Genomic DNA, 26,130 nt, shown 5'->3' with positions numbered 1-26,130 from the left:
AAAGACCCCCGTGGCGCGCGCCGGGGTACCGGCGCCCGGTGGCCGACCGGACAGGGCCGCGGCTGCCGGCCCCGCCGCGAGCCGACGCGTTCGGCCCGTCCTGGCGACTGGCCAACGTGTGATCCAGTACACATCCGGTGCGGCGGTGACTCTTCTCCTCGTCGTCGGTCATATAGACGACCACAACGAAGCACGGAAGGCCTCGCCATGACCGACATGCTCACCGCCCCCCGCCCTGTCCTGTCTGCCGCGTCCGCGTCGCGGTCTGCCGCGCGGTGGACCGTGGCCTGCGGTGTGGTGGCGGGGCCGCTGTTCCTGGCGGCCGGCCTCGCCCAGGGCTTCGCGCGAAACGGCTTCGATTTCACCCGGAACGCGATCAGCCAGCTCGCCCTCGGCGAGGCGGGCTGGATCCAGACGGCCAGTTTCGTGCTCACGGGGGCGCTGCTGATCGCGGGCGCGGCCGGTCTGCGGCGGGCCTTGCGCGGCGGCCCCGGCGGGACGTGGGGCCCGGCCCTGATCGGGGTCCTCGGCGTCTCCTTCTGCTTGGCGGCGGCCTTCCCCGCCGACGCCGGGGCGGGATTCCCGGCCGGGGCGCCCGAGGCGACCGTGATGAGCGGACACGGAACGGTCCACATGGCGGCCGGGATGATCGGCTACCTCGCCCTGTGCGCCGTGTTCGTCGTCCTGGCCCGTCCGCTCGCGTCCTCGGGCCTGCGGGGCTGGGCCGTCGCGTCCCGTGTCGTCCCTGTTGCCGTCCTCGCCTGTTTCACGGCCTCGGCCTCCTCGGTCATGGCGTTCACCGTCGGCGCCGGTCTCGGCCTGCTGTGGCTGAGCGCGGTGACGGCCCGCCTGGCCGGCATGCCGGCCGACCGCTAGCCGCCCGCCGTTCGAACGGGCATGATCAACCAGACCACCATCGACACGCTACGAAACGGGGCACCCATGACCGACGCCGTGAAGGGTCCTGCCAGCTACTTCCCCTCCATCGAGAAGAAGTACGGCCGTCCGATCGCCGAGTGGAAGGACCTCATCCGCACCTCCTCGCTGACCAAGCACATGGAGCTGGTCAACTGGCTCAAGTCCGAGCACGGGCTCGGCCACGGCCACGCCAACGCCCTCGTCGCCCACACCCTCGCGGAGGACAACGGCAAGTGATCAGGCGGCGCCGCCCAGCCTTGCGGTCAAGCTCACCGTCCCGGGACGGTTGGCCTCACCGACCAGCAGGGCGGCCAGTTCGGCTCGGCTGCTCGACTGGTGCAGATCACTGACCTGGCCGTCACCGACTTCGACGACACGCCACACCCCGTCCGAGCGGAGGGCCACGTCGGTTGTGACGAACCGGCATCCCAGCCGCCGCACCGCCGGCCCGATGTGATCGAGATCCGGGACCAGCCCGCGCCCGAACGGACTGTCCGGATGCGGCGTCAGCAACCTGGGCTCACCGTCGAGCCACCAGACGCGCACTTCAGCCGCGACGGACTCAAGGCGGGAGAACGACTCGAAGGCGCGGAGAACGATCCCGCCGGCCAGGAAATCCTCCTGTAGCTCTACGAAGCGCCGCACGACCCGCGTCAGACCTGCGGCGTCGGCGAGATCCGGTATGAAGCACGCCTGCTCCCACTCGTGCTTGCGCGATTTGACGTAGTCCTTCACGATGCCCGCGCCTGGTGGCAGGGACCCGGCGAGAGCCGCCAAGTCGTCGGCCGTCACCATCTCACCGGGCTTTGCAGGACGCCAGACGCTCGCCGGCGTGACGTCGGCAAACGTTGCATGCCACCCCGGCAGTTCGTGAGCGGTCCGGTATTGCTCCGGGGTCACCAGCAGCTCGGTGCCGCGCCGGTTCAGGGCACCAGCCAACGCGGCGTACCGACCGCTTGGAATCATCCAACCCCGGTACCACACACGTCCCAGGCCGGCCGGAACGTCCGCGACTGCCTGCTGCACGTCGCCCTGCAACAGGGCGTCGTGGTCGATCAGCCCCACTGCCCCGCCACAGGCGCGGACCTCCCGAGCTTCCAGCGCGAAGTGTTCGTCCACGCGTCGAGGGTTGAGTGCATCACGGCAGTACAGGACGGGAATCGGCATGACCGCCACGCTACGCAACCTCCGACTCTCGGGCCACGGGATTCCGCGCCCCTCTGGGCAACGACCGGCGGCCGGCACAGAGTTTCCCCGATGGTCTGCGGCGTACGGATGCCCGCCCCGAGCGGCGGTGTGCGGCTGAGGTGGTCAGCCCCCGACGTGGATGCCGGGGCGACGGGCGGGGTCGGGTTCGTGACTGCGGATGATCTCGCGGGTGACCGGGGCGGTGTCGCCGCGTCCCAGGAGGAAGTAGCGGACCATGTGCACGAGCGGGCTGCCCTCGGCCCAGGCGAAGTGGCAGTGCGGCTGGACGCCGGTGGCGTCACGCAAGGCCAGCAGGATGGCGGCGATGGCGTTCGGTGCGGCCGGGGCGGAGGCGCGCAGGATCCGGTGGCCGCCGACCTCCGCCCCGTGGACGGTGAGGGTGTCGCTGAAGTCGGAAGGGTCGACCACGTCGATCTCGAGGAAGATGACGTCGGCGCGGCCGGGGACCGGGTTGACGCCGCGCTGCTCGCGTTCCTTGTCCCGGTACTCGGCGACGTCGCCGGCCTGCCGGCGGTTGGCGATGAGGTTGATCGCGTTGTCGTGGGCGAGGGTGTCGTCGATGAACCGGCGGGCGTCGGCGTCGAAGACGATGCGGTCGGCGCGCAGTTCGGTGGTGCGCGACACGCGGGAGATCAGCGACACGACGATGATCCCGGCGATGAAGAACGCGGAGATGACGATGCCGTCGGGCTTGTCGATGATGTTGGCGATCAGGGCGTAGAGCAGGACGGCGGTGAGCAGGGCGAAGCCCACGGCCGCGGCCCGTCGGCGATGGCGCGCGACGGAGACGGTGACGGCGAAGGCGCCGGAGACCATCATGGCGAGGATGCCGGTGGCGTAGGCGCCGGCCTGCTCGTCGACGTCGGCGTCGAAGGCGATCGTGATGAGGATGCACAGGAGCGTGTAGACGATCACGACCGGTCGGACGGCGCGTCCCCACTCGGGCGCCATGCCGTAGTCCGGCAGGTAGCGGGGGACGATGTTGACCAGTCCCGCCATGGCGGATGCTCCGGCGAACCAGAGGATCAGGATGGTGCTGATGTCGTAGACGGTGCCGAACGCCTCTCCGACCTGCTCGTGGGCCAGCCACGCCAGGGCACGGCCGTTCGCGGCGCCACCCGGTTCGAACAACTGGTGCGGGATGAGGAGGGTGGTGACGAAACTCGCGGACAGCAGGTAGACGCTCATGATGAGCGCGGCGGTGGTCAGCAGCCTTCGGGTGTTGCGGATCCGCGAGCGCAGCCGCTGCTCGGCATCGGCGCCTTCGGCGGCGACGAGCGGCATCATGCTCACGCCGGTCTCGAAGCCCGAGAGGCCGAGCACCAGCAGCGGGAAGGCGAGCAGCGCCGGGCCCATGAGGTCGCCGAAGCCGCCTCCGCCCGCCGTGAGGGCGTCGGTCCACGCCGACCAGGCCCCCCGGGTGGTGAACACGTGGACCAGTCCCACGCCGATGACGACCGCGTTCAGCGCGAGGAAGACGGCGACCAGGGGGATGGCCACGCTGACCGCCTCGCTGAACCCCAGCAGGAACACCCCGCCGAGTACGAGCAGCAGCACCACTGTCAGGGCGACCTCGTGGCCGTGCAGGACTGCGGGGAAGAAGGGGTTCTCCACGACGTGCACGGACGCGTCCGCCGTGGACAGCGTGATGGTGATGATCCACGACGTGGCCACGAAGCCGAGCAGGACCAGGACGAACAGCTTGCCCCACCAGAACGGCAGCAGGTCCTCCAGCATCGCCACCGACCCGGCGCCGTGCGGGCTCTCCTTCGCGACCCGCCGGTACATCGGCAGCATTCCCAGCAGAGTCAACGCCACGATCAGCAGCGTCGCCAGCGGTGAGACCGCTCCTGCGGCGAGAGCGGCGATGGCGGGCACGTAGGCCAGGCTGGAAAAGTAGTCGACACCGGTCAGGCACATCACCTTCCACCACGAGTGCGGTTCGCTATGCCCCTCATCGGCCGCCGGCCCCACCGGCTGCACCTGGTGCCGCAGCATCCACCGCCCCAGCCCGCCCGACGGCTGGGGCCGAAGGGCAGGGCTGTCCACCACCTCGGGCATGCCCGTGTAATCCGCGTCCCTCATATCCCCCATCAACCTTTCCAGCCTGCTCACCACACGGCCACCAGCGCGGGGCCTCACGACGATCATCGAGGATGGGGCCGCCGCCGACGCGGACCCGCACCGAACGGACCAGTCCCCTCACCCGCCCTGCCCTTGTGCCCGGCGGTCCATTCACCACCCCCATGCGTGCTTTCCGGCCTGAACGGCTTCGCCGTGTGGGCTGCGGAGGCGGGGGAGAGAGGGGGCGCTTGTTCGGTACGCCGGCGCGGGGAGGCGGTCCCGCGGCTGGGCAGGAGCTGAGGCCAGGTGTGTTCCGCGCCTGACGGACGCGGCCGGTTTTCACTGGATCGCCCGGACCCCCGTGTGCAGAGCCGGCCGGCCGCAGTCGGCCGCCCGCGCCACGGACAGCGGCCGGCGCCTGCGGACCGGCGTGCCGATGTGCCACCGCACGACGCCACAGGGGCGGGGGCGCGACAGGCGGTGGGCCCGTTGCCGGTGAAGCGGGCGCGGTGGGCCGGCCGGTGGTGAAAGTCAGCTCGTTCGGGGAGTGCGTCCCTGCGTCCCGGGGCAGGCGCGGTCAGGTAGGGCACCTGTGAAGAGTCCCCGGGTCGGGGCCGGTCACCTGATCGGCCGGCTTCGGCCCCTGACGCAACTGACGCCAGGAGGCATGAGCATGTCGCAGGTCAAGGAGTCCATCGAGGTCGACGTCCCGGTTCGCACGGCGTACGACCAGTGGACGCAGTTCGAGTCGTTCCCGCAGTTCATGGACGGCGTCGAGCGGATCGAGCAGCGCAGTGACACCCTCACCCACTGGGTGACGAAGATTGCGGGTGTCCAGCGGGAGTTCGACGCGGAGATCACCGAGCAGATCCCGGACACGAAGATCGCCTGGGTGACGGTCGGAGGCGAGACGGAGCAGTCCGGGCTGGTGACGTTCCGGCCCATCGACCCCGCCCATACCGAGGTGACCTTCATGATGGACTTCGATCCTGACGGGATGGCGGAGAACATCGCGGACAAGTTCGGGTTCGTCGACCGGCAGGTCAAGGGCGACCTGAAGCGGTTCAAGCACTTCATCGAGGACCGCGGCGCCCCGACCGGTCAGTGGCGCGGCCAGGTCTGACCCGCACACCGCCACCCCCGTGCCGGGCCTGGGCCGGGCACGGGGGCGGCCCCGGCCCGGTCGGCTCACCTCCGCCCTCCGCTCGGCTGACTCTGAGCCGGAGCCTGCGCCGCTGACGCCCCTCGACGCGGCCGGTGTACCGGGAGTGCGGTCCCGTCCGCCGGTGGTCCGCACCGCACAACTCGCGAGAACCCGGCTGCCGGACCGTTGACCGCGATCGGCTCGGCGCCGGCCCGGCCGCCGTCGAGGCACGGGACGGGACGCGGGAGGTGTTCGGGCCGGGTGGCCGCAGCGGTCCCTCCGGTTCTGGCGGTTCCCGATCACGGTGAAGTGGCAGCCGGGGCGGGCCGGGAGGCGTAACGTGGCGGCCAGGGCAGGCGGGGGACGGCTGAGCGGGGTAGCGCGGGATGGTGGGCAGGCCGGTGCCGGGTCGCAGCGATGACGCAGGCAGTGACGTCCTCGACACCTATCTCGCCGATCTGGCGGGCCGGTGTGGGCCGGCCGTGTTCGAGGCCGTGTTGGCGGCGGTGCGGGGTACGTGCGCGATGCTGTCCGAGGGCCATCCAGCTCTGCTGGAAGGACCGGACGGAACGGCGTTCGGTCCGCAGCTGCAGCGCGAGTACCTGGCCCTGCTTGCGGTGCTGATGACGGGGCGTACCGATCTGGAGGTCATCGGCGTCCCGACCGCCGGTGGGACGGCGGGCTGGGCGGTGGTCGAGCCGGATGTCGCCGCCGACCCGGACGCGGCAGACGCCGTCCGCGCCCGCGTCGCGGCCGGGGAGGCCGACCGGGCCGAGGCCCTGGACGTGCTGGCGTCCGCCTTCCCGCCTCCCCGTCGGCACCCGCGCTGAACCGGCGCTGCCGAGCCGCGGTCCGGGGTGGCGGCGGCTCTCCTGTGGTCATACCGCCGGCGTGAGTGCGGCGAGCAGAGCGGTGTGGAGGACACCGTACCCGGCCGCCCGGCAGGGCACAGCGATCCCCGGCGTCTGCACCGGGGCTACATGGCAGGTGACCATGCCGCCGTAGCCGTCGCGATGACGTCCGAGCACCGCGTCGGGTCATCGGCGAAGGCGTCCGCCCATGCCGTGCCCGCCGCGGTTGCTTGACGCGCTCGATGTCTACGGGGCTACGCGGGCCTGTGAGACCTTCGCCCGGGATCGCCGGCCGCCCGGGAGCCGACGGTAAGAGGCAGTACGCGTCTTGCCGTCCGGCCGCATACCGGCCACTTCTCAGGAACGACCGGCGGCGTGATGAGCGCGGGGCCTGCCCGAGGCTGGGCACCCGCTTCTGCACGGAGCCGGCCCGCCTCAGCCTGGACTGACGGCCCTGCAGAACGCCCCGAACCCGGCGCAGAGCAGGCGCAGGCTCCGGGTGAATTGCTCGTCCTGGCTCAGACGGGGCATCGAGGGGCCCGTGAGCATGGGGAACCGCTCGTGCAGTTCCACGTGCAGCTCCGGGGTGACGGCCAGAGGCGCGGCTCGGCTGGTTCTGTTCCTGGAGGACGAAGCCGGTGACGTGGCTGAGCAGGGTGTCGGCCGCGATGCCGCAGTGCTCGGCGGGCAGGCCCGCGTCGAGGAGGCCCGCGAGGGCTTCCCTCCCGGCGTCGTACGCCCGTCGGCAGACCCGGTGAGGCGGTCGGCGACCTGGCGCCCGTGGTCTCGGCGCGGTCGGTCGCGACACCCTGCGCTCGCGCCCCCTCCCCTGGGGAGAACGGCCACGGCGCAGTGGCGGTCTACGGGTTCACCCTCGCAGCGGCGACGTGGGCGGTCAGCCGCCACCGTCCCCGCCCGGCGACGAACCGGACGACGGCGGGCCGGACGACGGCCTGAGTCGGGCGTCCCCTGGGGGCGGGGAACACCGAAGGGCCGGACCCCAGATACGGTCCGGCCCTTCGATCGTCGTCACGGCGCGACGAGACGTGCGCCGCGGGACGGGCTATGCACCCTCGTTGCCACCGCGCAGTGAGTGGACCATGCTCTGCAGGATCCGGAACGCCTCTGACTGCTCCGTCTCGGTCAGGCCGGCCAGCATTCGGGTCTCGACGGAGCGGACCGCTGCGCTCGCCTTCTCGAGGCTTCGTCGGCCGCGAGGCGTGAGCCGCGTGGGAAGCGCCTTCCCAACGGGTGCCTCCGCAGGCCTGGTCACGTAGCCGTCTCGCTCCAGGGCCTGGAGCAGCACGTTCATCGTCTGGCGTGTCACGAACGCGCCCCGCGCGAGCTCGGAGTTCGACAAGCCCGGTCGTTGCGCCAGCAGCTCGAGGCAGGAGTAGTGCGTCACGCTCATCCCGAGCGGCCGCAGCACTTCCTCCATGGCCGCGCGCAGCGCGCTCGACGCTTCTTTGAGCAGGTAGCCCAGTGACGTCTGCAGATCGACGCCGACACCTTCTTGACTCATGTCAGCATTCTGACATAGCTTGCTGCGTGTCAGAAAACTGACACACAAGAAAGAAGGAGCGCCCTCATGCCCGCCACCGGCCCCGACTTCATCTCGTTCCAGGTGCGCGACCTCGACGCTTCCCAGGCGTTCTACGAGCAGTACCTGGGCCTCGTCCGCTCGCCGGCCGGACCTGCACACGCCGTCGTCTTCGAGACGAAGCCGATCGCGTTCGCGCTCCGCGACGTCATTCCCGGTACCGACCTCGCATCCGTCGCTCAGCCCGGCATCGGCGCCGCGATCTGGCTCCACGCCACCGACGTCCAGGCCATCCACGACGCGCTCGCCGCCGACGGTCACACCATCGTCTCCGCACCGATCGACGGTCCCTTCGGCCGGACCTTCACCTTCGCCGACCCCGACGGCTACCACGTCACGCTCCACGACCGCGCCTGATCGACCGAACGCCGCCGGGCGATCAGCGACGGTTGCCCCCAGTGGCGCCCACCGCGCCAACACCGACCGGACTGCCTACCGCGTCGCTAACCAGCGCCTCAACGCGCAGATCCACCTCGTTGGCGAGGTGGTCCCGTCCGAAGGCCGGGCCGTTAGCGTGACGTTCACGGTGTGGCAGGGTGGTGGGGCATGTGGGCCTTCGGGGTCCTGTGAACGCGAGAGAGGTATGTCATGAACGAGGCCGAGCTCAGGGCGCTGTTCGACGAGATCGACACGGACGGGGACGGGCGGATCAACATCGTCGAACTGGCGGAGGGGTTCAAGGCCGAGGGTGCCCAGGGGCACCTCGCCGAAGAGGTCAAGAAGGCCATGACGGCCGACGCGAACCACGACGGGGTCCTGGACTTCGAAGAGTTCCGCACCCTGCTGAAGTAGGCGCAGGCCTGACAGCCTGAGCGGCTGGGCAAGCCTCAACAAAGGCCTGGGCAAGCCCTTCGTGTCGCGGCTTGCCCAGGTTCCCGCTACGGGCGCTCACCACGAGGGGCAGGAGGAAACCACCCGAGCCGGCGACCGGATCCTGCCTAGGAGGCGCTCGCGCTCCTCTCGGCGGCGCGCCGCTCCCATTCCCGGCCGATGCTGCGGATCAGCGCCGGGTAGACGCCCAGGTAGCGGAAGGGCTTGATGCCCAGCATGTAGAGCGCGCCGAGGCGCCCGTTGGGCTTGACCAGGACGGCCATCTGGCCGCGGTGGCCGCCGGATCCGTCCGGGACCCAGCCGATGTGCATCACTCCGTGCATGGTCCGGTTGGCCATCTCCGCCGCCCACTCGTCATGGGTCAGGAAGACGGAGGTGAACGGGACCGACGTGGTGTCCGGGCCCCGGGGGCCCTCGCGGAGGTCTGCCGGGAGCCGGTCGCGCAACGTCGGCACCCGGGCGCCGATGCCGTCGGAGGGCTTGTCCCAGCCGAAGAGGGCGCCGAGCTTCCAGCGGAGTGCGAAGAGCGCGCGGCCCACCGGAGACGGAACGGGATCGCCCTCGCCGTTCGCGAACTGGTCCACGAGCAGGACCAGATCGTCCGCTCCACCCGGTGTCGGCAGTTCCCAGACGTCCTCTACATGGAAGTCGCCCGCGATCTCGTGGATCCGCCAGGGGCGGGAGGTGTGCGCGGTTTTCGGGAGTCTCACGAGCAAGCTCCTGTCTATACGATGCCGTATAGAAGAAGGCTAGCAGCCCTCTATACGCTCCCGTATAGAGGGGTCCTGCGTGAGGGGAGACATCGTGGGCGTGACCCGCACACCACGCGGCAAGTGGATCGACGAGGGCTTGCGGGCGCTCGCCGCGGGCGGACCCGAGGCCGTCCGCATCGAGGCGCTGGCGCAGGCGCTCGGCGTCAGCAAGGGCGGTTTCTACGGCTACTTCCGCAACCGCGGCGCACTCCTCGACGAGATGCTCGACACCTGGGAACGGTCGGTCACCGAGGCGGTGATCGAGCAGGTCGAGAGCAGCGGTGGGGACGCCCGGGCCCGGCTGGAGCGGCTGTTCACGCTCGTCGCCGAAATCGAGGGCGGGCCGGCGACCGGCGTGGCGCTCGACCTCGCGATCCGCGACTGGTCGCGACGCGACGAGGCCGTCGGGGAGCGGCTGCGTCGTGTCGACAACCGGCGCATGGACTACCTGCGTTCGCTGTTCCGCGAGTTCTGCGCCGACGAGGACGACGTCGAGGTCCGGTGCATGCTCACCTTCTCGGTGCGGCTCGGCAGCTACGTCGTAGCCGCCGACCACGGCGCCCACACCCGCGCGCAGGTCATGGACCTGACCAGGAAGTGGCTCCTGCGCTGAGGGCTATCGGGCAGTGGCGCGGCCCACCCGTGCCAACGGAGCGGCTCGGCGCCGCCTACAGGGCCGTGGGGCAAGTCGGCGCCAAGTCCAGGCCAAGGGGGAGCGGGCACGGTTGTCGTGTCCGCCGTCGGCATTCGATCCTGGAGCAAGCGAGCGTGTTCCCCAGTAGTGCCCCCCAAGGTCCCCCCATCCACGAGACGGGCGCGGTCCACCGCGTCTTCCGTCCGGCTTCCGCCCCCTGGCCCCGGCCGGTCAGGGGCGTGTCGGACGGAACGACGGACCCCGCCGCCGCGAGCACCGACCGCACGGGACGGCGCGGCCCGGGGAGCGCCGGCACGCACGAGGCCATGCCGGTGCCCGGTGCCGGAGCGACGCGATGACGCCACTCGACTCCGCGCCGCCCGGTGTCCTGGACGCCTACCGCACCTGCGAGTTCGTCACCTTGGCGAAGGACGGAACACCGCTGGTCTGGCCGACGGCGGTCGCACAGCGCGACGACGGAACCCTTCTGCTGACCACCTCCCTCGCGTTCGCGCAGAAGGCGCTGAACGTACGGCGCGACGGCCGGGTGGCCCTGCTCTTCTCCGACCCGACCGGCAGCGGCCTCGAACACGCCCCGCAGATCTTCGTCGGCGGTCGCGCCGAGTGCCCCGACAGGGTCATGGCGGGCCCGCGAGGTGCCGAGGAGTACTGGCGCATGCTCTTCGAGCGGCAGCCGCACAGCCGCTCGTACCTCAGGTTTCCCATGAGGCCGATGATGTCCTGGTACTACCTGCGCCTGCTCATCACCGTCGAACCGGAACAGGTCGTCGTGCGGCCGCCCCTGGACGAGCTGCTGAACCACGGCCTGCCGACGACCGCGACCGGCACGCCGCGACTGCCCGGATCCGAACAGCTGGGGAGCATGCCCTCGGCGGTCCTGGCCGCGCGCAGCGCCTCTGGGGCGCCGGTCCTGGCCCGCACCCTCCCGCAGCCGACGAGTTCGGGCTACCTGGTCGAGGTGCCGCCGGACTGCCCCGTCGAGCCGGGGCCGGCCAGTCTGCTGGTGCACCGGCACGACGAACTGCTCAACCACATGTACAACGCGCTCGTGCGCGGTGTCTTGCGGCGCACCGGCGCCGGATGGCTCCTGGTGCCCTCCACCGTGGTCGAGCCCATGGGCTCGGGCCGCGCGAGCGACGCCCTGCGGGTCCTGAGCCGCACGAAGCGGTCCACCGACCGCTACCTCCGGCGCCGCGGGCTGCGCCGCCCGAAGGTGCAGTGGGACCGGTTCCGCGCCCTCGCGGAGCCGGCGTCGCGGACGGACGGGAGCTGAACGTGCCGAGCCGCAGTCCTGCCCGGAAGGAGCCTGCGTGCGTACCGTGGTGAGCCGCTTCGCCTCGGCCCTCGCCCGGCTACGGCGCCCCTCCTCCCGTCCCGCGCTCCCGGAGCCGACCGACCGCGCACGGCCGTTGACGGTGATGCGGAGCCCCCACCACTGACAAGACAAGACAGCGGCCTCGCCCCCCGGCGGGAGACGCCTCCTGGTCCGCTCACCCGTCTACGATGTTCTTGTCATGATCGCATTGAAAGTGCTCGGCCCGTTCCGGCTCGAGGTCGACGGCCGTCCGGTCGATACCCGGGGCCGGCTCGCGCGGATGGTCCTGGTCCAACTGCTGGTCGCCCGTGGAACGGTCGTGCCCACCGAGCGCATCATCGAGAGGCTGTGGCCGACGCGCGTCCCGCCGAGCGCGCAGGCATCGCTCCATGCCTACGTCGCGCGTCTGCGGCGGGCCCTCGAACCGGAACGATCGCCCCGGACTCCGGCCCGGATCCTGGTCAGCGCGCCCTACGGCTACGCCCTCGCCGTGGAGCGGGCTGCGGTGGACGCCTGGGTGTTCGAGGACCAGGTGGCCGCCGGCTCGAAAGCGGGGCTCCCCGCGCACGCCGCCGCCGACGGCTTGACCCGGGCGCTCGCCACGTGGGGCGGGCAGCCGTACGCCGAGTTCGCGGACGAGCCGTGGACCGCTGGAGAGCGCACCCGCCTGGAGGAGATGCGCCGTAGCGCGCGCGAACGGCTCGCCGCGGCACAACTGCGCTGCGGACAGGCCGCGCAGGCACTCGCCGAAGCGAGGGCACTGACCCGGGAGCAGCCGCTTCACGAGGAAGGCTGGCGGCTGCTGACCCTGGCGCTGTGGGCCCGCGACCGCCAGGGCGACGCCCTGGCCGCGCTGCGGCAGGCCCGGCGCCTCCTCGGCGAGGAACTCGGCGTCGAACCCGGGCCCGCCCTGCTGGAGCTGGAACAGGCACTGCTGCACCGGCGACTGGACCTGCTCCACCGGGAGACCGGCGAATCCAGCATACCGGCCGTACCGGCCGTACCGGCCGTACCGGCCGTGTCCGCCGTACCCGCCGTGCAGCCGCAGCCGGCCCTTGCCGCGGAGACGGCAGGGGAGCCGGCCCCGACGGCGCTGGCGGCGGACCGGCTCCTGGGCCGCGACGAGGAGCTCGCCCGGCTCGCCTCCGCCGCGGACCGGGCACGAGAAGGCCGGGCACAGGTGGTCCTGGTCTCCGGAGAAGCCGGCATCGGCAAGTCGAGCCTCCTGGAGGCCGCCCTCCGGCAACTCCCCCCACAGGGCTGGCTGACCGCCTTCGGGCAGTGCCCGGAGAGCGAGGGCGCCCCGCCCGGCCGGGCCTGGTTCGACATGCTGCCGGCCCTCGCGCAGGCCGCCCCGCCGGGCCCGTACGCCGAGGAGCTCGCCCCGCTCCTGGCCCCCGGCAGCGAGACCGGCCCCGGGCAGCCGGACGGCAGCCCGGCCCGCCGCTTCCGGCTCCACAGGGCGCTGCTCGGCTGGCTCCGTGAGACGGCCCTGCGGCAGCCCCTGGCGGTCTTCCTCGACGACCTGCACCGCGGCGACCAGGAGAGCGTCGAGCTGTTCCTGCTCTGCGCCGAGCAGCTGTGCGACGTGCCCCTGCTCCTGGTGGGCTCGTACCGCACCGGCGAGGGCGATCTGACCGCCGCACTGGCCCGCCTCGCCGCCCGCCCGCCCGTACGACTGGCACTCGCCGGACTGTCGGACACCCAGGCGAAGGCGCTGCTGCGGCGCACGGCGACCGGCATGAGCGACCGGGCCGCGGCGGCCCTGGCCGAACGGGCCGGGGGAAACCCCTTCTACCTGCGGGAGAGTTCGCTCCTGCTGGCCGGCGAGGGCGAGGAGAAGGCACTGGCCAGCATCCCGCAGGGCGTCCAGGACGTGCTGCGGCGACGGCTGGCCCTGCTCGCGCCGACCGTCACGGCCGGACTGCGCCTGGCGGCCGTCGCCGGACGCGAGGCCCCGGTCGCCCTCCTGGTCCACGCCGCGGACCACGACGCCGACCAGCTCCTCGACGCCCTGGACGCGGGCATCACCGCGGGACTGCTCACCGAACCGCGACCGGGCACGGTCCGCTTCAGCCACGCCCTCGTACGGGACGCCCTGGAAGCCGACCTCACCCGCCTGCGGCTGGCCCGCATGCACTCCAGGCTGGGCAGGAGCCTGATCGCCCTCGGCTCCGACGACGTCGCCGCCACCGCCCACCACCTCCTGCGGGCGTCGGCGGTCGTGACGGCCGACGCCGCGCCCGCGGTGCACCACGCCCGCCTCGCCGGCGAGCAGGCCGTACGCCGCTACGCACCGCAGAACGCCGAGACCCTCCTCGGCGAGGCCCTGCGCCTGCTGACCGACCACCCGGCCGCCTTCGCCGGCCAGGACACCTCCCTGCTGCGCGTCCAGCTGCTCGGCCGGCTCGTCGACTGCCGGGTCCGGATGGGCGCCGTCGTGCCCGCCCGCGAAGCACAGCAGCAAGCCGTACGGGTCGCCCGCGCGGAAGGACGCGCCGACCTGCTCACCGCCGCCTACACCACCTGGACCGAACCGACCCCCTGGCGCGTCCGCGCGTACGCGGACTCCGACCCCGAGGCCGTCGAGGAACTCGGAAGGCTCCTGGAGACCCGGGACCTGGCCGACCGTGAGCGGTGCCTGCTCCTCGACCAGCTCGCCGACGCACTGGACGACACCGATCCGCGCGCCGTCACCGTCGCGTACCAGGCCGTGGAGCTCGCCCGCACGGTGGGCGAGCCACGCCTGCGGGGCCTGACGCTCACCTCGCTGCTGCGCCGGATCGACTGCGAACTCGACCCCGGCGCCTACCTGCCGCTCCACGAGGAACTCACCGAGGTCGCGGCCTCCCAGGACGGCCCCGAGTACTCCTGGATGAGCGCCTACACCGCCGCCCGCATCGCGGCCGCCCGCAACGACCCGGAGCACATGGAGCGGTGCCTCGTGCGTGCCGACGGGATCGCCCGCACCTACGAGCTCCAGGGCGCGTTCGCCGTGGCCCGTCTGCGCCGCCCCATGCTCGCCATGGCACAGGGGCGTTTCGAGGAGGCGGAACGGGAACTGGGATCGGCGGTGGCGGACCTGCGGGCCCGAGGGGCGGTGGACCTCAGCGGCCTGGCGGGCTTGGCCATCGGGTGCATCCGGCTGCAGCAGGGCCGCCTCGCCGAGGTCCTTCCCCTGCTCCTCGCGGTGTGGGAGCAGTACCAGCCGCACAACGAGGCCCTCACGGCACTCGCCCTGCTCGCCGCGGACCGGCCCGAGGAAGCCCGCGAGGTCTTCGGCCGGCGCGCTCCGCTCCTGCGCGACTTCGCCTTCTCCATCCTCGCCGGGCTGCGCGGAGCGGCCGCCATCGCCTTCGGCGACCGCGAGGCGGCCGCCGAGGTGTACGGGGACCTGCTGCCCCTGCGGGGGCTGGCGGGCGGCGCGAGCAGCCTCAGCCTCGTCTTCCGGCCCGTCGCCCAGACCCTGGGCGACCTCGCCCGGTTCCTGGGGCGCCCGGACGAGGCCCGGAGCCACTACCAGGACGCCGTGCAGGTGGCCGCCGCCTGGGACTCCCCCCACTGGGAGGCCGCCGCCCGGGCCGCCCTGGCCGGTCTGCCGGCGGCGTCCGCGTCCGGGTAGGGACGCCGGGTCAGCCGCCGGTCAGCTCGGCCGTGAACTCCGCCGCCAGATCGAGGAACTCCTCGGGCGAGTCCGTCGTCAGCTGGAGGTCCACCAGCACCTCGTCGGTGTCCGCCCGGCACATCGTCCGCAGGTGGTCGCAGATCTGCCGCACGGTTCCCCGCCGGTGGGTCTCCGCCGGGTCCGCTTCGGCCGTGGTGACGTGGGCGTTGACGCGGAACACCCGGCGCAGCGCCGCCGGGTCGCGCCCCGCCCGCTCGGCCGCCTCGCGCGCCACGGCCCAGAGCCCGTCGAGGTACGGCAGCGGCATCGAGGCGGCGAGCCAGCCGTCCGCACGCCGCCCGACCCGCTCCAGGGCGAACGGGGTGAACCCGCCCAGCAGGAGCGGAGGCCTCGGGCTCTGGAGGGGCTGGGGCAGGACGGTCGAGGGCGGGATCGTCCACAGCGGGCCGGTGTGGACGACCGAGCCGGACCGCCACACGGCCTCCAGGACGTCCAGGGTCTCCTCCAGCCGGGTGCCACGCCCCTGCCACGGGACCCCGGCGGCCTCGTACTCCTCACGCATCCAGCCCAGCCCGAGGCCCACGTCCAGACGTCCGCGGCTGATCAGGTCGAGGGTCGTCAGTGCCCGGGCGAGGACGAGGGGCGGCTGCCACAGGGCATTGAGCGTGCTGCTGCCCAGGCGCACCCGCTCGGTCGCCGCGGCCGCCACGCCCAGCGCGAGCAGCGGATCGAGGTGGGTGCCGTACCGGACCGGCATCCGCCCACCCGGGTAGCCCTCGGGCGGAGTCAGCGGCGCCAGGAGCCGGTCGGCCACCCAAAGGCTGTGGCAGCCCAGCGCCTCCAGCGCGGTGCACATGCCGGCGGCGCGGCCGGGATCGGCGAACGGGCCGAACTGGGGGACGGAGAATCCGATGCGCATCGGTGCGGGCCTCGATCGGTACGGGGGAGGGAAGCGGGACAGGACGTCCGGACAGAGCCGGACGGCACCGCAGCTCACGTGGCGGTGCGCCGGCCGCGGATCCGACGGGTCTCGCGCCGGTACTGCCGCTGCCCGAGCAGCTTCCAGAGCACCCTCGCCGGGAGGGGCAGACGGGCCAGGAACTCCCGGCGCCCGTCGGGCGGGCAGTCCTCCAGGATGGCTCCCAGAGCGATCATCAGCCGGTCCCTGGGCGTCTCGGCCAGACCCCGCTCCCCGACCGCCCGCCACTCCTCCTCGCCGACGTGGAGCGCGACCAGCGGCATGACCTCCCGCTCCTCCTCGTCCAGATGCGCGCACAGCTGCCGGTGGTGCCTGCGCAGGGACTCGGCCAGCTCGTCCCGGTCCGCCGACAGCGCCCGCGCCTGCCAGCGGTCCATGAGCACCTGGACCTCGTCCATCCCCTCGGTGAGCTCGCGGTGCTGTGCCTCCATCGCGAGCACCTGCTCGGCGTCGAGGTCCAGGTGGGGGAGGAGGACCGGCCAGAGCACCTCGTCCTCGCCGGTGTGGTGGGCGTGCAGGCCGACGCTGTACTGCCGCCAGTGCTCGGCGAGGATCCGGGCGCGTGCGGTATCCGAGGGCCGGACGTCCTGGACCAGCTCGGCCAGCAGGCGCGACTCGCGGCGGAACACCTGGTGGATCATCGCCATCTCGCGGGTGTAGGGGTGGACGGCGGGGTCTGGAACATTGCTCGTGGTCATGCGACCCAGTCTTCGGATCCCGGTTGCCGAGCACTTGCAGGCCACTTGCCATGCCGGCTCCACACCGGCTCTCGGCGGCGGCCGCTGAAGACCACCTGCCAGGAGTCGGAAATGGCCGTTGCACACCGCAGGCCGCCGCGGGCGAACGGCTGAGCCGGGCAACATCAGGCTTCGCCCGGCCCGTGCCGGTCAACGCATGGCCTCATCCTTCCTTTGGGGGGCTGTTGGGAGGCGGTCGGTGGTGTGAACAGTGCCCGGACGGTTTCGGTGGCCAGGTCTCGCAGCCAGGTGTGGGCGCGGTCGTTGTCGTAGCTGTGGTGCCACAGCAGGTACAGGGGGACGTCGGGCAGCGGGAGTGGTGGCGGCAGCGTGGCCAGGCCGAGTTGTTCCCGGGCCGTACGGGTGACCGCGTCGGGGAGGGTGACGACCAGGTCGGTGTCCAGGGCGAGTTGCAGGGCGAAGGCGGCGGTGGGCCCGGCGGCGACGACGCGTCGTTCGAGGCCGCGTGTGGTCAGGGCGTCGTCGATCGGGTCGCGCAGGCTTCCGCGCCGCGAGACGGTGAGGTGTTCGGCGGCTGCGTAGCGCTTGGGGCTCAGCGGGCCTTCGGTGAGCGGGTGGCCCGGGCGGACGGCGACGACCAGCCGGTCCCTGCCGACGAGGCGGTGGCGGATGTCGGGGAGTGTCGGAGCGCTGGAGCTTGATTCGAGGTCCACCTCACCCCGGCGCAGCTCGGCGTCGTCCCTCCCGGGTTCGGCGGACAGGCGCAGCCGGACGCCGGGGGCCTGGTGGTGGACGGCCGTGGTCAAGGCGGTGCCGCAGGCTGCGGTCAGGGCGTCGTGCCAGCGCACGGTGAACACCCGGTCCAGGGTTGCCAGGTCGAGTTCCTGCTGCGCGGAGAGAAGCTGCTGGGCCTGCTGCACGAGGGCGTGGACCTGGGCGCGCATGGCCAGCGCGCGGGTGGTGGGGACCATGCTGCGGCCGGTGCGGATCAGGATCTGGTCGCCGGTGGCTTTGCGGATCCGGCCCAGGGAGCGGCTCATCGCCGGTGCGGTGACGTGGAGGCGTGCTGCCGCGCCGCTGACACTGCCCTCTTCCAGCAGGGCGTCCAGAGCGGTGAGCAGGTTCAGATCCAGTTGCATGGGAGTAACTCTACAAGTGACAAGCATGCACTGGTTGTTCATGGTCCTGCGGTCTACCGTCGACGTGCGGGGGCGAGGCAACAGCTTCGCTCCGACCGATCCCAAGGAGCCCACCATGAGCACAGCCATGCCCTTCGACGCCGGCACGACGCTCCTGTCCGACGTGACCGCTGCGGTGAAGGCCGCCGGCGCCACCCTGCGCGACCGCCACACCTCGCACGCCCGGGGCGTGAGTCTGGACGAGGTCGTCGGCGAGATCCACGCCAACGACGACGCGGTGCTGGACGTGCTGCGGGAGCCGCTGCTGCGGTCCCGACCGGGGTCGCAGTGGGCCGAGGACGAGCTGGCCGGCGGCGCACTCCCGCCGGGGGAGTGGTGGGTCGTCGACCCCGCCGAGGGCAACATCAACCATGTTCACGGCATGGAGGACTGGGCCGTCACCGCCACCCTGGTCCGCGACAACCAGCCGGTCCTCACCGTCGTCCACCTGCCGCTGACCGGCGACACCTACAGCGCCGTCGCCGGCGGCGGCGCCCGTCTCAACGACCGGCCCCTGAAGGTGTCCGCCAAGACCGACCTGGGCGCCGCGCTCGTCGGCACCGGCCAGGCCAAGCCCGGCGAGGACGAGCGCACCTTCCGGCGGATCGGTGACTCCGTCACCGCCATGCTCGTCAACGGCCTGGTCGTGCGCGTGTCCGTTCCCGCCACGATGCAGCTCATCCACGTCGCCGCCGGACGCACGGACGCGTTCTGGCAGTTCTCCGACGTCCGCTCCGGCCTGGTCGCCGGCGCCTTGCTGGTCTCCGAGGCCGGAGGCGCCGTCACAGACCTGACGGGCGAGCCCTGGACCACCGGCAGCCGCGACTTCCTGGCGGCCGCCCCCGGCCTCCACGGCGCCGCCCTCGAGGTCCTCGCGCCGATCGCCTGACCGGGCACGTCCGCTCTTCCCCACCCCGATACCGCAAGGAGCATCACCGCATGACAAGCATCGGCATCCTGGGCGCCGGCCGCGTCGGCACCCACCTCGCCGGCAAGCTCTCCGAGGCCGGACACGCCGTCATCCTCGGCCGCCGGAGCCCGACGGAAGACACCACAGCGGCCACCGAAGGCACCGGCCCCCGCATCTCCTTGGCCGACCAGCGCACCACCGCCCGCACCGCCGAGATCGTGGTCAACGCGACGCCCGGCGACAGCGCCCTCGAGCGCCTGGCCGGCCTGCGAACCGAACTCGCCGGCAAGATCCTCATCGACGTCTCCAACGCCACTCGCGACGCCGCCGACGGCCTCCCCGGCGACCTGTGCTACCCCGGCAGCAGCCTCGCCGAGAAGCTCCAGGCCGCCCTCCCCGACACCCGTGTGGTCAAGACCCTCAACACCATGCTGTTCAGGGTCATGACCGCTCCCGAAACCCTGGCCACCCCACCGACCGCCTACCTCTCGGGCAACGACGAGCACGCGAAGAAGACCGTCACCGGCCTGCTCCGCGATCTGGGCTGGCAGCCCGCATGGATCGAGGACCTCGGCGACATCACCACGGCCCGCGCCACCGAGGCCATGATCCTGGTCGTGCCCCACGTCCTGCGCCGCAACGGCTTTGAGCCCTTCGCCGTCTCCCTCGCCCGCTGACCCCGGCACCGAACGGGTGCGATCGAAGAGCCCCCGCCGGTCACAGCTTGATGTTCCACACCCACGTCTGGTCGGCGACGGGTCGGCAGTCCCAGATCTGCACGCCCGCCCCGCCCCGTTGTGGTCCGCCAGTCGGTGACGTCGAGGCACAGCGCCGGTCCGCCGCTGAACAGGTCGGGGTTGCGGTCGGTACGGCTCCAGCGCTGGTGGGGACTGCCGTTGCAGTCACCTGGCGGGACTCGACGCCGCGCTCGCCGCCGACCTGCTCACCGAGCCGGGCCCGGGCCGGGTCGGTTTCGTGCACGCCCTCGTACGCGACACGGTGTACACCGATCTGAGCGGCGTGCGCAGCGCCCGGCTGCACGACCGAGTCGCCGCGGTCCTGCGCCGCCACCGCCCCGACGACCTGGCGGCGCTGGCGCCCTGCGCGCGGCCGAACGGGCCGAACGGCGTTACGCCCACGACGTGGCCGCCGGGCTGCTCGCGCAGGCACTCGACGTGCACGCGGCGGCCACCGCCGACCCGTACGCGGATCCCGACGCGAGCATCGCCCTGCTGGTGCGCCTGCTCGGTGCCCAGGTCCGGGCCGGCGCCACCGACGCCGCCCGCCACACCCGGCAGCGGGCCGTGGACCTGGCGGTACGGGCCGACCGCGACGACCTGGTCGCCGCGGTCTACGGGGCGTGGACCGAGCCCTCGCACTGGCGCAGCAGACTGGAAGGGCTCTTCGACCGGACGGCCCTGGCCCTGCTGGAGCGGCTCCGCCCCGGCTGCCGGCGTGCCGCTCCGGGACCAGTTCGGGGCGCGGCGGGGCGCGGCCTACGCCACCCGGCCCCTCGCGCACCCGCTGGGGGACCTGTACCACCTGCTCGGCGACTGGCGGAGGCACAGCGGCGGCGCCGCATGCTCGTTACCCTGAGGACCCGCCGGGACGGAACCGCGACCCCGACCCCAATCATTCGCTATCCGCCGAAATGATGAGGCACTCTGGAAGCATGGATCACACCTCTGCTCCCGGGCCGGCGGAATCCCCGGCTCCCGCCGCGCGGCTCGCCTCGCTGGCCGCCGCCCTGGCCGACGAGACCCGGGCCGCCATCTGCATGACCCTGCTGGAGGGCCGCGCCTGGACCGCGGGCGAGCTGGCCCGGACCACCGGGGTCGCCCCCTCCACCGTCAGCGGGCACCTGAACCGGCTCATCGACGCGGGGATCTGCGTGACGCAGCGGCAGGGGCGGCACAGCTACGTGCGCATCGCCGACGCCGCCACGGCCCGCCTGGTGGACGAACTGGCCTCCTACGCGGTCCCGGGCCGGGACGCGGCGCACACCGTGCCGGTGGTGGCCGCGCCCGACCCGCTGGCCCGGGCCCGCACCTGCTACGACCACTTCGCGGGCCGGTTCGGCATGGCGGTCACGGACGCGATGGAGGAGCGGGGGCTGCTGCGCACGGACGGCGTCTTCGAGCTGACCGCGGCCGGACTCGACTGGTGCCGCAGGGCGGGCGTCGACGCGGCCGGCGCGGGCCGCCGTCCGCTCGTGAGCTCCTGCCTGGACTGGACCGAGCGCCGTCGCCACCTGGGCGGCCTCGTCGGGGCGCGGCTGTGCGCGCGGGCCCTGGGGGAGGGCTGGGTGGTCCGCCCGGAGGGCGGCGGCCGCGGCCTGCTGGTGACGGGAGCGGGGGAGGCGGCCTTCGGGGAGCTGCTGGGTCTCACCCCGGCGGCGTGGAGCTAGCGGGCGGCGCCAGGCCCCGATGCTGCGAGGGCGGAAGCCCCAGTGAAAATACTTCGGCGAACACCGAAGTGTTAAATGTAAGGTCGGGAGTCATGAGAACCCATCAGCGTGCCCTGCCGCCCGGCCTCCTCACCGGCGGCGCCGTCTGCTTCACGGTGTTCGCCTGGGCGTCCGCCTTCGTCTCCATCCGCAGCGCGGGATCCGCCTACTCGCCCGGGGCGCTCGCCCTCGGCAGGCTGCTCGCCGCCTCGCTGACCCTTGTGACGCTGCTCCTCCTGCGCCGCGAGGGCCTGCCCCCGCGCGCCGCGTGGCGCGGCATCCTGCTCTCCGGACTCGTCTGGTTCGGCGGCTACACGGTCGCGCTCAACTGGGGCGAGCGCCTCGTCGACGCCGGCACCGCCTCCCTGCTCGTGAACACCGGGCCGATCCTGATGGCGCTCCTCGCCGCGCGCCTGCTCGGCGAGGCCCTGCCGCCACGCCTGCTCACGGGCATGGCCGTCTCCTTCGTCGGCGCCGTGGTCGTCGGCCTGTCGATGTCCTCCGGCGGGGACGGTTCGACCTCACTGCTCGGGGTGGCGCTGTGTCTCCTCGCGGCGGTCGCGTACGCCACGGGCGTCGTCGCGCAGAAGCCCGCGCTCTCGTCCGGGACGCCCCTGCAGGTCACCACGTACAGCTGCCTCACCGGCGCCGCGGCCTGCCTGCCCTTCACCGGGCAGCTGGTGGCCGAGATCCCCAGGGCCCCGCTCCCGGCGACCCTGAACATGGTCTACCTGGGCGTGGTCCCCACCGCCCTCGCCTTCACCACCTGGACCTACGCGCTGGCGCGGATGCCCGCCGGAAAGCTGGGCGCGACCACGTACGCCGTACCGGCCATCGTCGTCGCCCTGAGCTGGATCCTCCTCGGCGAGGTACCGGCCTGGCTGACCCTGCTGGGCGGTCTGCTGTGTCTGGCCGGAGTGGCCGTCTCCCGCTACCGCCCCCGCGCGCTCGGCCGGCGCGGAGCGCTGTCGGCCTCCGGGACACGTCGCGCAGGCTGACCGGACAGGCGGTGCACCGGTCAACCCGGGCGTGCGTTATCGGGCGCGGACCATGCAGTGCCGTCGGGGACGGCGTGCCGCTGCTTCTCTCGGTACCTGTGCGGGTGGACGGCGCAGCTTGCGGTGTGGATCACTTCGCCGTCGTCTCCGGCGTTCGTGCGGTCGGCTGGTGGAGCATCTGGCGGAGGATGCGGGGGTGGACGAGCTTGAGGGGGGAATCCACGAAAGACAGGGACCTGAGTACCGCGGATGCGGTTTTCGGGTCATTGGCGGCGGCGGCCATGAGGCGGCGAAAAGAAGAGCCGAGAAGTCGAGCGCTGAACCCGTCCTGTACGAGGCTGTAGTCGCCGATCTTGGACAGCCACCACGCCGGATAGATTGCGTCGTGTGCGGAGGAGAAGAAGCGCCGAGCCAATGGTTTGGCGCCTTCCTCGGCAAGGCATTCGCCGAGCAGGATGGCTTCGCGGGCGGCCAGAGAAATACCTGCGCCGTAAACGGGGTTGACCGAACAGAGAGCATCCCCGATGGTCAGCAAGCCATCGGGGAAGCGCTTCAACCGGTCGTAGCGGCGTCGGACCCCGCAAGGGAAGCGGTACACCGCGATGGGATCCAGCGGTTCGGCGCGCCGCAGCTCGCTCATGACATCGGGAGGGGCGATCGTGGCGGCGAAATCCAGGAATTCCTCGTCGTCTACAGGAGTCCGGTAGCCACCGTAACTGTGCAGGGACATGACCCAGCTCCCGTTCTCCTGCGCCGCGAAGACCATCCCGTAGGGCTGTGACGACGTGGCGCCGATCATGATGGCCCGGTCGGCGCCGAGCGCATCGGGCGGGAGCGCGAAATGCCGACTGGCGTAGGTGACGTTGACCCGGGTGCGCTCCTCCGGGGCCCTTTGATAGCCCATTCCCTCCAGCCAGGCTGCGCTTCGCGCACCGCGGCCCATGGCATCGACCACGAGGTCTGCCTCCACAACCTCACCGCCGGCTCCCCCGCCGCGTGGGTACAGGCCTACTCCACGTACAGCGGCCTCTCCCCGGGTGCCCTCGGTGACCAACCCTGTGACCTCGACCTCGTCGCGAAGGGACAGGGACGTCAGCTGCAGGGTGCGCGCGCGGAGCCGGGCTTCCAGGAACGGCCGTGATGCCATGATCCCGTCAACTCCTGCGAACCTCTGGGGCAACCTGTGACCGTGGTAGGTGATGCGGCTCTGACAGCCGAGCTCGGCTCTCACGGCACCGTCGGTCAGACACTGGTCGATCAATCCGGGAAGCAGCTGTTCCATCTGTTGTGCCGCGCGTGTCAGGACGGCGTGGATGTGCGGACTCTGCGGGACCCCCCTTCTCCCGCTGCCGTCTGCGCCCCTCCCCTCGATCTGGTCGCGTTCCACCAGTGTCACCCGGGCGAAATGACGGGTGAGGACGGCGGCGGTGCACAGCCCCGCAATGCCCGCGCCCAGTACGACGGCGTGGTCACGGACGGCAGGGACGCCAGCGCGACGCATCGAGACGGCCTCCAACGCTTCGCAGGGGTGCCGGGTTTGCCGGCCGGACCGGTTTCGTGGCCTGCGGCATCAGCCGCCTTCGTGTGAACCGGCTGTTCAGGGCAGGTACTCGGTGCGGTCGGGGTGGAGGACCACCGTGCCGGAGGTGAGGCCGTTCCAGGTGTGACCGACGCCGTTGTAGCGGCCGGCGAGGTAGACCGAGCGCAGGTAGCCGGAGCAGAACACCTCCAGCCCCTCAAGGAAGGCGATGACTGCGGGTTCGCTGGCTGCGGGTGAGGCCAGTGTGGCGGCACGAGCGCCGTACAGATCGCGTTCGGCCTCCAGGATCAGTGCGCTCAGCCGGTCGACAGCTCCCTGGAGGGTCTCGCCCGGCTGTTGGAGGAAGATCGTGATCGGGTTGATCGACGCGTCGCCGTGGAAGTGTTCGCGGCGATAGGAGAACAGGTCGTTGACCAGGAGGACGTGGCGGATCGCGACATCGACGGCGGCTTGGAGGGCGGGGCAGGTGGCCAGCGCGTGGCTGACGTCGATGCCCAGCGCGTACTCGATCAGGACCATGACCAGGCCGCGGAAGCTGGTGCTGCCGTGCACCTGCTGATAGGTGTCGAAGTCCGGCACGGTGCCCGCGGCGCGCAGGCAGTCTTCCTGCATGCACCCGTCGGCGTATTCGGACACGGCGTGCAGGAGCCGTTCGCCTTGGCGCGGGCTCAGGTGCCGGCGCAACCGGGTCATCAGCTCCAGCAGCTCCCGCAGGACGTCGGGGGCTGCGCCGGTGGCGGCACCGTCGGGAGAGACGGTCTTCAGGGCATCGAGAACGGGTTCCAAGAGGGATCGGGTGGTCGAGCCGGTGCGACCGGTGGCGCGGACGTCGTCCAGCACGTTGTCGACGGCTCCGAAGAACTGCATGAGGTCGGTGATCAGGCCGAGCCGTTCGAGCGGGGTGTCGGGGTAGCACCACAGCGCGAAGTACTCCGCGTGCTCGGCGATGAAGAGGTCCAGGGCGTCGTCGTCGGGGAGGATGCAGCGCAGGTGAGTCCGGCACCAGTCGGCGGTGCGCCGCGTCTCCTGCCTTGCGGCCGGGTGCAGGCGCGGTGCAGGCAGTTGAACGGTCAGGACCGGGAGGGTGAAGACCAGAGGACCGTCCGGGTCTTCGCCTCGGGAGACGGCCGACGGGGAGACGGACATTGTTCCTCCTGTCATAGCGGGCGGTAGGACGCACTCCGGTTCTCGGACAGCCCTCGTCCTTGCGCTGCGGCCCGCCCTCGGTCCGCACCCCCTCCCACGCACGTGAACGGGAAGACGGCGGAGCCCGCCGTGCAGTCCGCCACCGGCGTGACCGGCCGGGTCAGTGGTGTCAGTGGTCACGGCTGGTCACCAGATGGGCCAAGGCCCGCAGTTCGGCTGCCGCGGTTCGCTGAGGCCGGGCGGCCGCGAGCTCCTCCAGCGCCTGCCTCGTGTGCCGTTCCGCCGCGCGCAGCGCCCAGCTGCGCCCGCCGGCCTCCTCGACCAGGCTCGCCGCCCGCGCCACCTCTGCCACGCCCAGCGGCCCGCTCCCCGCGTACAGCCGGCCCAGCTCCCGCCCCGCCGCACAGCCGGAAGCGAGCGCCGCGGCGATCGGCAGGGACTTCTTGCGCGCCGCCAGGTCCGCCCCGGCCGGCTTGCCGGTCCGTACCGGATCACCCCAGATCCCCAGCACATCGTCAATCAGCTGGAACGCAGCCCCCACATGCACCCCGAACGCTCGCAGACACCGCACCTGCTGCCCATCCGCGCCGCCGGCCACCGCACCCAGCGCACACGAGGCGGCGATCAGCGCGCCGGTCTTGCCCCGCGCCATCGTCGTGACCTCCGGTACCGACACCGACGCCACCTCGCGGTCCTCCAGCAACGTGTCCGTGTACTCGCCGTCGATCAGCTCCTGCACCGCGCCCGTCAGCATGCCCGGCCCCACCGCGCCCAGCGGCCCCGGAGCCCCGGCGACCGTCTGGACGGCGAGGAAGAACAACGCGTCCCCGGCCAGGATCGCCGCCGGCACCCCCAAGGCAGCCCACACCGCCGGCCGCCCCCTGCGCAGCCGGTCTCCGTCGATGATGTCGTCGTGCAGCAGGGAGGCGTTGTGCACCAGCTCCACCGCCACCGCCGCCGCGACCCCAGCCTCCCGTACCCCGCCGACCGCCTCACACGCCGAAAGCACCAGCGCCGGGCGCACCGCCTTGCCCGCCCGTCCCCCCTCGAGCAGAGCGCCCGCTTGGTCCCACCAGCCGAGATGCACCCCTACCGGATGCCGGATTCCCACCGGCAGCCCCTCTACCGCGGCCCTCAGCGCTGGCTGCGTCAGCGCCTCGGCATCCCGGAGCACCTGGTTCGCGTCCCGCACCGTCCCCGCCGAGGACACCACCGTCATTCCTGTCGCCTTCCTCTGCCGGAAAACCGATGAGCCACAGGTCCCGGCTCTT

The 26,130-nt window shown here is 72.2% G+C and carries 24 protein-coding genes; 14 read left to right on the top strand and 10 right to left on the bottom strand.

Going from position 1 to position 26,130, the window contains the following annotated elements; all coding sequences use genetic code 11:
• Nucleotides 1-207 precede the first annotated feature (207 nt).
• Both AB0953_RS25170 and AB0953_RS25165 read left to right on the top strand, forming a co-directional pair.
• The gene (locus AB0953_RS25170) at nt 208-876 is read left to right on the top strand and encodes a DUF998 domain-containing protein (RefSeq protein WP_366861826.1); all 669 of its coding nucleotides are present in this window, start codon (nt 208-210) and stop codon (nt 874-876) included.
• Between the two features lie 66 nt (nt 877-942).
• Nucleotides 943-1,155 (top strand): DUF4287 domain-containing protein, encoded by a 213-nt coding sequence (locus tag AB0953_RS25165; protein WP_366861825.1) that lies wholly within the window; start codon nt 943-945, stop codon nt 1,153-1,155.
• Here the strand turns inward: AB0953_RS25165 and AB0953_RS25160 are convergent, their stop codons facing one another.
• Together AB0953_RS25160 and AB0953_RS25155 are read right to left on the bottom strand one after the other, a co-directional pair.
• Nucleotides 1,156-2,085 carry an ATP-grasp domain-containing protein gene (locus tag AB0953_RS25160; RefSeq protein ID WP_366861824.1) on the bottom strand — a complete coding sequence of 310 codons (930 nt, stop codon included), beginning with the start codon at nt 2,083-2,085 and terminating at the stop codon, nt 1,156-1,158.
• A gap of 144 nt (nt 2,086-2,229) precedes the next feature.
• Entirely contained in the window at nt 2,230-4,212 is a 1,983-nt protein-coding gene (locus tag AB0953_RS25155) for an amino acid transporter (RefSeq protein ID WP_366861823.1), read from the bottom strand.
• A gap of 652 nt (nt 4,213-4,864) precedes the next feature.
• Between AB0953_RS25155 and AB0953_RS25150 the strand changes: the two genes are divergently transcribed.
• Both AB0953_RS25150 and AB0953_RS25145 read left to right on the top strand, forming a co-directional pair.
• The gene (locus tag AB0953_RS25150; protein WP_366861896.1) at nt 4,865-5,314 is read left to right on the top strand and encodes an SRPBCC family protein; all 450 of its coding nucleotides are present in this window, start codon (nt 4,865-4,867) and stop codon (nt 5,312-5,314) included.
• A gap of 422 nt (nt 5,315-5,736) precedes the next feature.
• Nucleotides 5,737-6,165 (top strand): hypothetical protein, encoded by a 429-nt coding sequence (locus AB0953_RS25145; protein ID WP_366861822.1) that lies wholly within the window; start codon nt 5,737-5,739, stop codon nt 6,163-6,165.
• A gap of 1,084 nt (nt 6,166-7,249) precedes the next feature.
• On the opposite strand, the gene AB0953_RS25140 is transcribed toward AB0953_RS25145, so the two are convergent.
• On the bottom strand, nt 7,250-7,708 hold the full coding sequence (locus AB0953_RS25140) for a MarR family transcriptional regulator (protein ID WP_366861821.1): 459 nt from the start codon (nt 7,706-7,708) through the stop codon (nt 7,250-7,252).
• 66 nt (nt 7,709-7,774) lie between these two features.
• Here AB0953_RS25140 and AB0953_RS25135 point away from each other — a divergent pair, with 66 nt between their 5' ends.
• Both AB0953_RS25135 and AB0953_RS25130 read left to right on the top strand, forming a co-directional pair.
• On the top strand, nt 7,775-8,143 hold the full coding sequence (locus tag AB0953_RS25135) for a VOC family protein (protein WP_366861820.1): 369 nt from the start codon (nt 7,775-7,777) through the stop codon (nt 8,141-8,143).
• A gap of 231 nt (nt 8,144-8,374) precedes the next feature.
• Nucleotides 8,375-8,578, top strand: coding sequence for an EF-hand domain-containing protein (locus AB0953_RS25130; protein WP_361917335.1), 204 nt, complete (start codon nt 8,375-8,377; stop codon nt 8,576-8,578).
• Between the two features lie 146 nt (nt 8,579-8,724).
• Here the strand turns inward: AB0953_RS25130 and AB0953_RS25125 are convergent, their stop codons facing one another.
• Nucleotides 8,725-9,327: a DUF2867 domain-containing protein gene (locus AB0953_RS25125; protein ID WP_366861819.1), complete on the bottom strand. Its 603-nt coding sequence runs from the start codon at nt 9,325-9,327 to the stop codon at nt 8,725-8,727.
• 94 nt (nt 9,328-9,421) lie between these two features.
• On the opposite strand from AB0953_RS25125, the gene AB0953_RS25120 reads away from it, so the two are divergent.
• The 3 genes from AB0953_RS25120 (at nt 9,422) to AB0953_RS25110 (ending at nt 14,961) form a co-directional block, all read left to right on the top strand.
• Nucleotides 9,422-9,982 (top strand): TetR/AcrR family transcriptional regulator, encoded by a 561-nt coding sequence (locus tag AB0953_RS25120; RefSeq protein ID WP_366861895.1) that lies wholly within the window; start codon nt 9,422-9,424, stop codon nt 9,980-9,982.
• A gap of 376 nt (nt 9,983-10,358) precedes the next feature.
• A complete protein-coding gene (locus tag AB0953_RS25115; protein ID WP_366861818.1) occupies nt 10,359-11,297 on the top strand; it encodes a pyridoxamine 5'-phosphate oxidase family protein in 939 nt (312 codons plus the stop codon).
• A 241-nt stretch (nt 11,298-11,538) separates the two neighbouring features.
• Nucleotides 11,539-14,961, top strand: a complete 3,423-nt coding sequence (locus AB0953_RS25110; RefSeq protein ID WP_366861817.1) for a BTAD domain-containing putative transcriptional regulator — start codon at nt 11,539-11,541, stop codon at nt 14,959-14,961.
• Between the two features lie 10 nt (nt 14,962-14,971).
• Here the strand turns inward: AB0953_RS25110 and AB0953_RS25105 are convergent, their stop codons facing one another.
• The 3 genes from AB0953_RS25105 to AB0953_RS25095 form a co-directional block, all read right to left on the bottom strand.
• Nucleotides 14,972-15,883 carry a TIGR03619 family F420-dependent LLM class oxidoreductase gene (locus AB0953_RS25105; RefSeq protein WP_366861816.1) on the bottom strand — a complete coding sequence of 304 codons (912 nt, stop codon included), beginning with the start codon at nt 15,881-15,883 and terminating at the stop codon, nt 14,972-14,974.
• Nucleotides 15,884-15,957: 74 nt separating this feature from the next.
• Nucleotides 15,958-16,641, bottom strand: coding sequence for a hemerythrin domain-containing protein (locus AB0953_RS25100; RefSeq protein WP_366861815.1), 684 nt, complete (start codon nt 16,639-16,641; stop codon nt 15,958-15,960).
• 164 nt (nt 16,642-16,805) lie between these two features.
• Nucleotides 16,806-17,780: a LysR family transcriptional regulator gene (locus AB0953_RS25095; protein ID WP_366861814.1), complete on the bottom strand. Its 975-nt coding sequence runs from the start codon at nt 17,778-17,780 to the stop codon at nt 16,806-16,808.
• A 115-nt stretch (nt 17,781-17,895) separates the two neighbouring features.
• Between AB0953_RS25095 and AB0953_RS25090 the strand changes: the two genes are divergently transcribed.
• The 5 genes from AB0953_RS25090 (at nt 17,896) to AB0953_RS25070 (ending at nt 22,173) form a co-directional block, all read left to right on the top strand.
• A complete protein-coding gene (locus tag AB0953_RS25090) occupies nt 17,896-18,708 on the top strand; it encodes an inositol monophosphatase (protein ID WP_366861813.1) in 813 nt (270 codons plus the stop codon).
• Nucleotides 18,709-18,758: 50 nt separating this feature from the next.
• Entirely contained in the window at nt 18,759-19,406 is a 648-nt protein-coding gene (locus AB0953_RS25085; RefSeq protein WP_366861812.1) for an NAD(P)-binding domain-containing protein, read from the top strand.
• 465 nt (nt 19,407-19,871) lie between these two features.
• Complete coding sequence (locus AB0953_RS25080; protein ID WP_366861811.1) at nt 19,872-20,384, top strand: hypothetical protein; 513 nt, start codon at nt 19,872-19,874, stop codon at nt 20,382-20,384.
• A gap of 17 nt (nt 20,385-20,401) precedes the next feature.
• On the top strand, nt 20,402-21,136 hold the full coding sequence (locus tag AB0953_RS25075) for a winged helix-turn-helix domain-containing protein (protein WP_366861810.1): 735 nt from the start codon (nt 20,402-20,404) through the stop codon (nt 21,134-21,136).
• A gap of 92 nt (nt 21,137-21,228) precedes the next feature.
• Nucleotides 21,229-22,173 carry a DMT family transporter gene (locus AB0953_RS25070; RefSeq protein WP_366861809.1) on the top strand — a complete coding sequence of 315 codons (945 nt, stop codon included), beginning with the start codon at nt 21,229-21,231 and terminating at the stop codon, nt 22,171-22,173.
• 130 nt (nt 22,174-22,303) lie between these two features.
• Here the strand turns inward: AB0953_RS25070 and AB0953_RS25065 are convergent, their stop codons facing one another.
• From AB0953_RS25065 to AB0953_RS25055, 3 genes are all read right to left on the bottom strand, one after another.
• Nucleotides 22,304-23,674 (bottom strand): FAD-dependent monooxygenase, encoded by a 1,371-nt coding sequence (locus AB0953_RS25065; RefSeq protein ID WP_366861808.1) that lies wholly within the window; start codon nt 23,672-23,674, stop codon nt 22,304-22,306.
• A gap of 96 nt (nt 23,675-23,770) precedes the next feature.
• Entirely contained in the window at nt 23,771-24,859 is a 1,089-nt protein-coding gene (locus tag AB0953_RS25060) for a hypothetical protein (RefSeq protein ID WP_366861807.1), read from the bottom strand.
• A gap of 169 nt (nt 24,860-25,028) precedes the next feature.
• Entirely contained in the window at nt 25,029-26,078 is a 1,050-nt protein-coding gene (locus AB0953_RS25055) for a polyprenyl synthetase family protein (protein WP_366861806.1), read from the bottom strand.
• Nucleotides 26,079-26,130: the final 52 nt, after the last annotated feature.

The organism is Streptomyces sp. NPDC046866 (assembly GCF_040704625.1).
In the GTDB taxonomy this organism is placed as follows: Bacteria; Actinomycetota; Actinomycetes; order Streptomycetales; family Streptomycetaceae; genus Streptomyces.
The sequence above is the reverse complement of the archived record's forward strand: the minus strand, read 5'-3'. Positions and strand labels throughout refer to the sequence as shown.

Coding starts and splice junctions, on each gene's coding strand:
- AB0953_RS25100 (WP_366861815.1), bottom strand. CDS start 16,641: ATGACCACGAGCAATGTTCCAGACCCCGCCGTCCACCCCTACACCCGC.
- AB0953_RS25160 (WP_366861824.1), bottom strand. CDS start 2,085: ATGCCGATTCCCGTCCTGTACTGCCGTGATGCACTCAACCCTCGACGC.
- AB0953_RS25065 (WP_366861808.1), bottom strand. CDS start 23,674: ATGCGTCGCGCTGGCGTCCCTGCCGTCCGTGACCACGCCGTCGTACTG.
- AB0953_RS25055 (WP_366861806.1), bottom strand. CDS start 26,078: ATGACGGTGGTGTCCTCGGCGGGGACGGTGCGGGACGCGAACCAGGTG.
- AB0953_RS25140 (WP_366861821.1), bottom strand. CDS start 7,708: ATGAGTCAAGAAGGTGTCGGCGTCGATCTGCAGACGTCACTGGGCTAC.
- AB0953_RS25085 (WP_366861812.1), top strand. CDS start 18,759: ATGACAAGCATCGGCATCCTGGGCGCCGGCCGCGTCGGCACCCACCTC.
- AB0953_RS25090 (WP_366861813.1), top strand. CDS start 17,896: ATGAGCACAGCCATGCCCTTCGACGCCGGCACGACGCTCCTGTCCGAC.
- AB0953_RS25155 (WP_366861823.1), bottom strand. CDS start 4,212: ATGAGGGACGCGGATTACACGGGCATGCCCGAGGTGGTGGACAGCCCT.
- AB0953_RS25170 (WP_366861826.1), top strand. CDS start 208: ATGACCGACATGCTCACCGCCCCCCGCCCTGTCCTGTCTGCCGCGTCC.
- AB0953_RS25130 (WP_361917335.1), top strand. CDS start 8,375: ATGAACGAGGCCGAGCTCAGGGCGCTGTTCGACGAGATCGACACGGAC.
- AB0953_RS25150 (WP_366861896.1), top strand. CDS start 4,865: ATGTCGCAGGTCAAGGAGTCCATCGAGGTCGACGTCCCGGTTCGCACG.
- AB0953_RS25115 (WP_366861818.1), top strand. CDS start 10,359: ATGACGCCACTCGACTCCGCGCCGCCCGGTGTCCTGGACGCCTACCGC.
- AB0953_RS25075 (WP_366861810.1), top strand. CDS start 20,402: ATGGATCACACCTCTGCTCCCGGGCCGGCGGAATCCCCGGCTCCCGCC.
- AB0953_RS25135 (WP_366861820.1), top strand. CDS start 7,775: ATGCCCGCCACCGGCCCCGACTTCATCTCGTTCCAGGTGCGCGACCTC.
- AB0953_RS25060 (WP_366861807.1), bottom strand. CDS start 24,859: ATGTCCGTCTCCCCGTCGGCCGTCTCCCGAGGCGAAGACCCGGACGGT.
- AB0953_RS25095 (WP_366861814.1), bottom strand. CDS start 17,780: ATGCAACTGGATCTGAACCTGCTCACCGCTCTGGACGCCCTGCTGGAA.
- AB0953_RS25070 (WP_366861809.1), top strand. CDS start 21,229: ATGAGAACCCATCAGCGTGCCCTGCCGCCCGGCCTCCTCACCGGCGGC.
- AB0953_RS25105 (WP_366861816.1), bottom strand. CDS start 15,883: ATGCGCATCGGATTCTCCGTCCCCCAGTTCGGCCCGTTCGCCGATCCC.
- AB0953_RS25110 (WP_366861817.1), top strand. CDS start 11,539: ATGATCGCATTGAAAGTGCTCGGCCCGTTCCGGCTCGAGGTCGACGGC.
- AB0953_RS25165 (WP_366861825.1), top strand. CDS start 943: ATGACCGACGCCGTGAAGGGTCCTGCCAGCTACTTCCCCTCCATCGAG.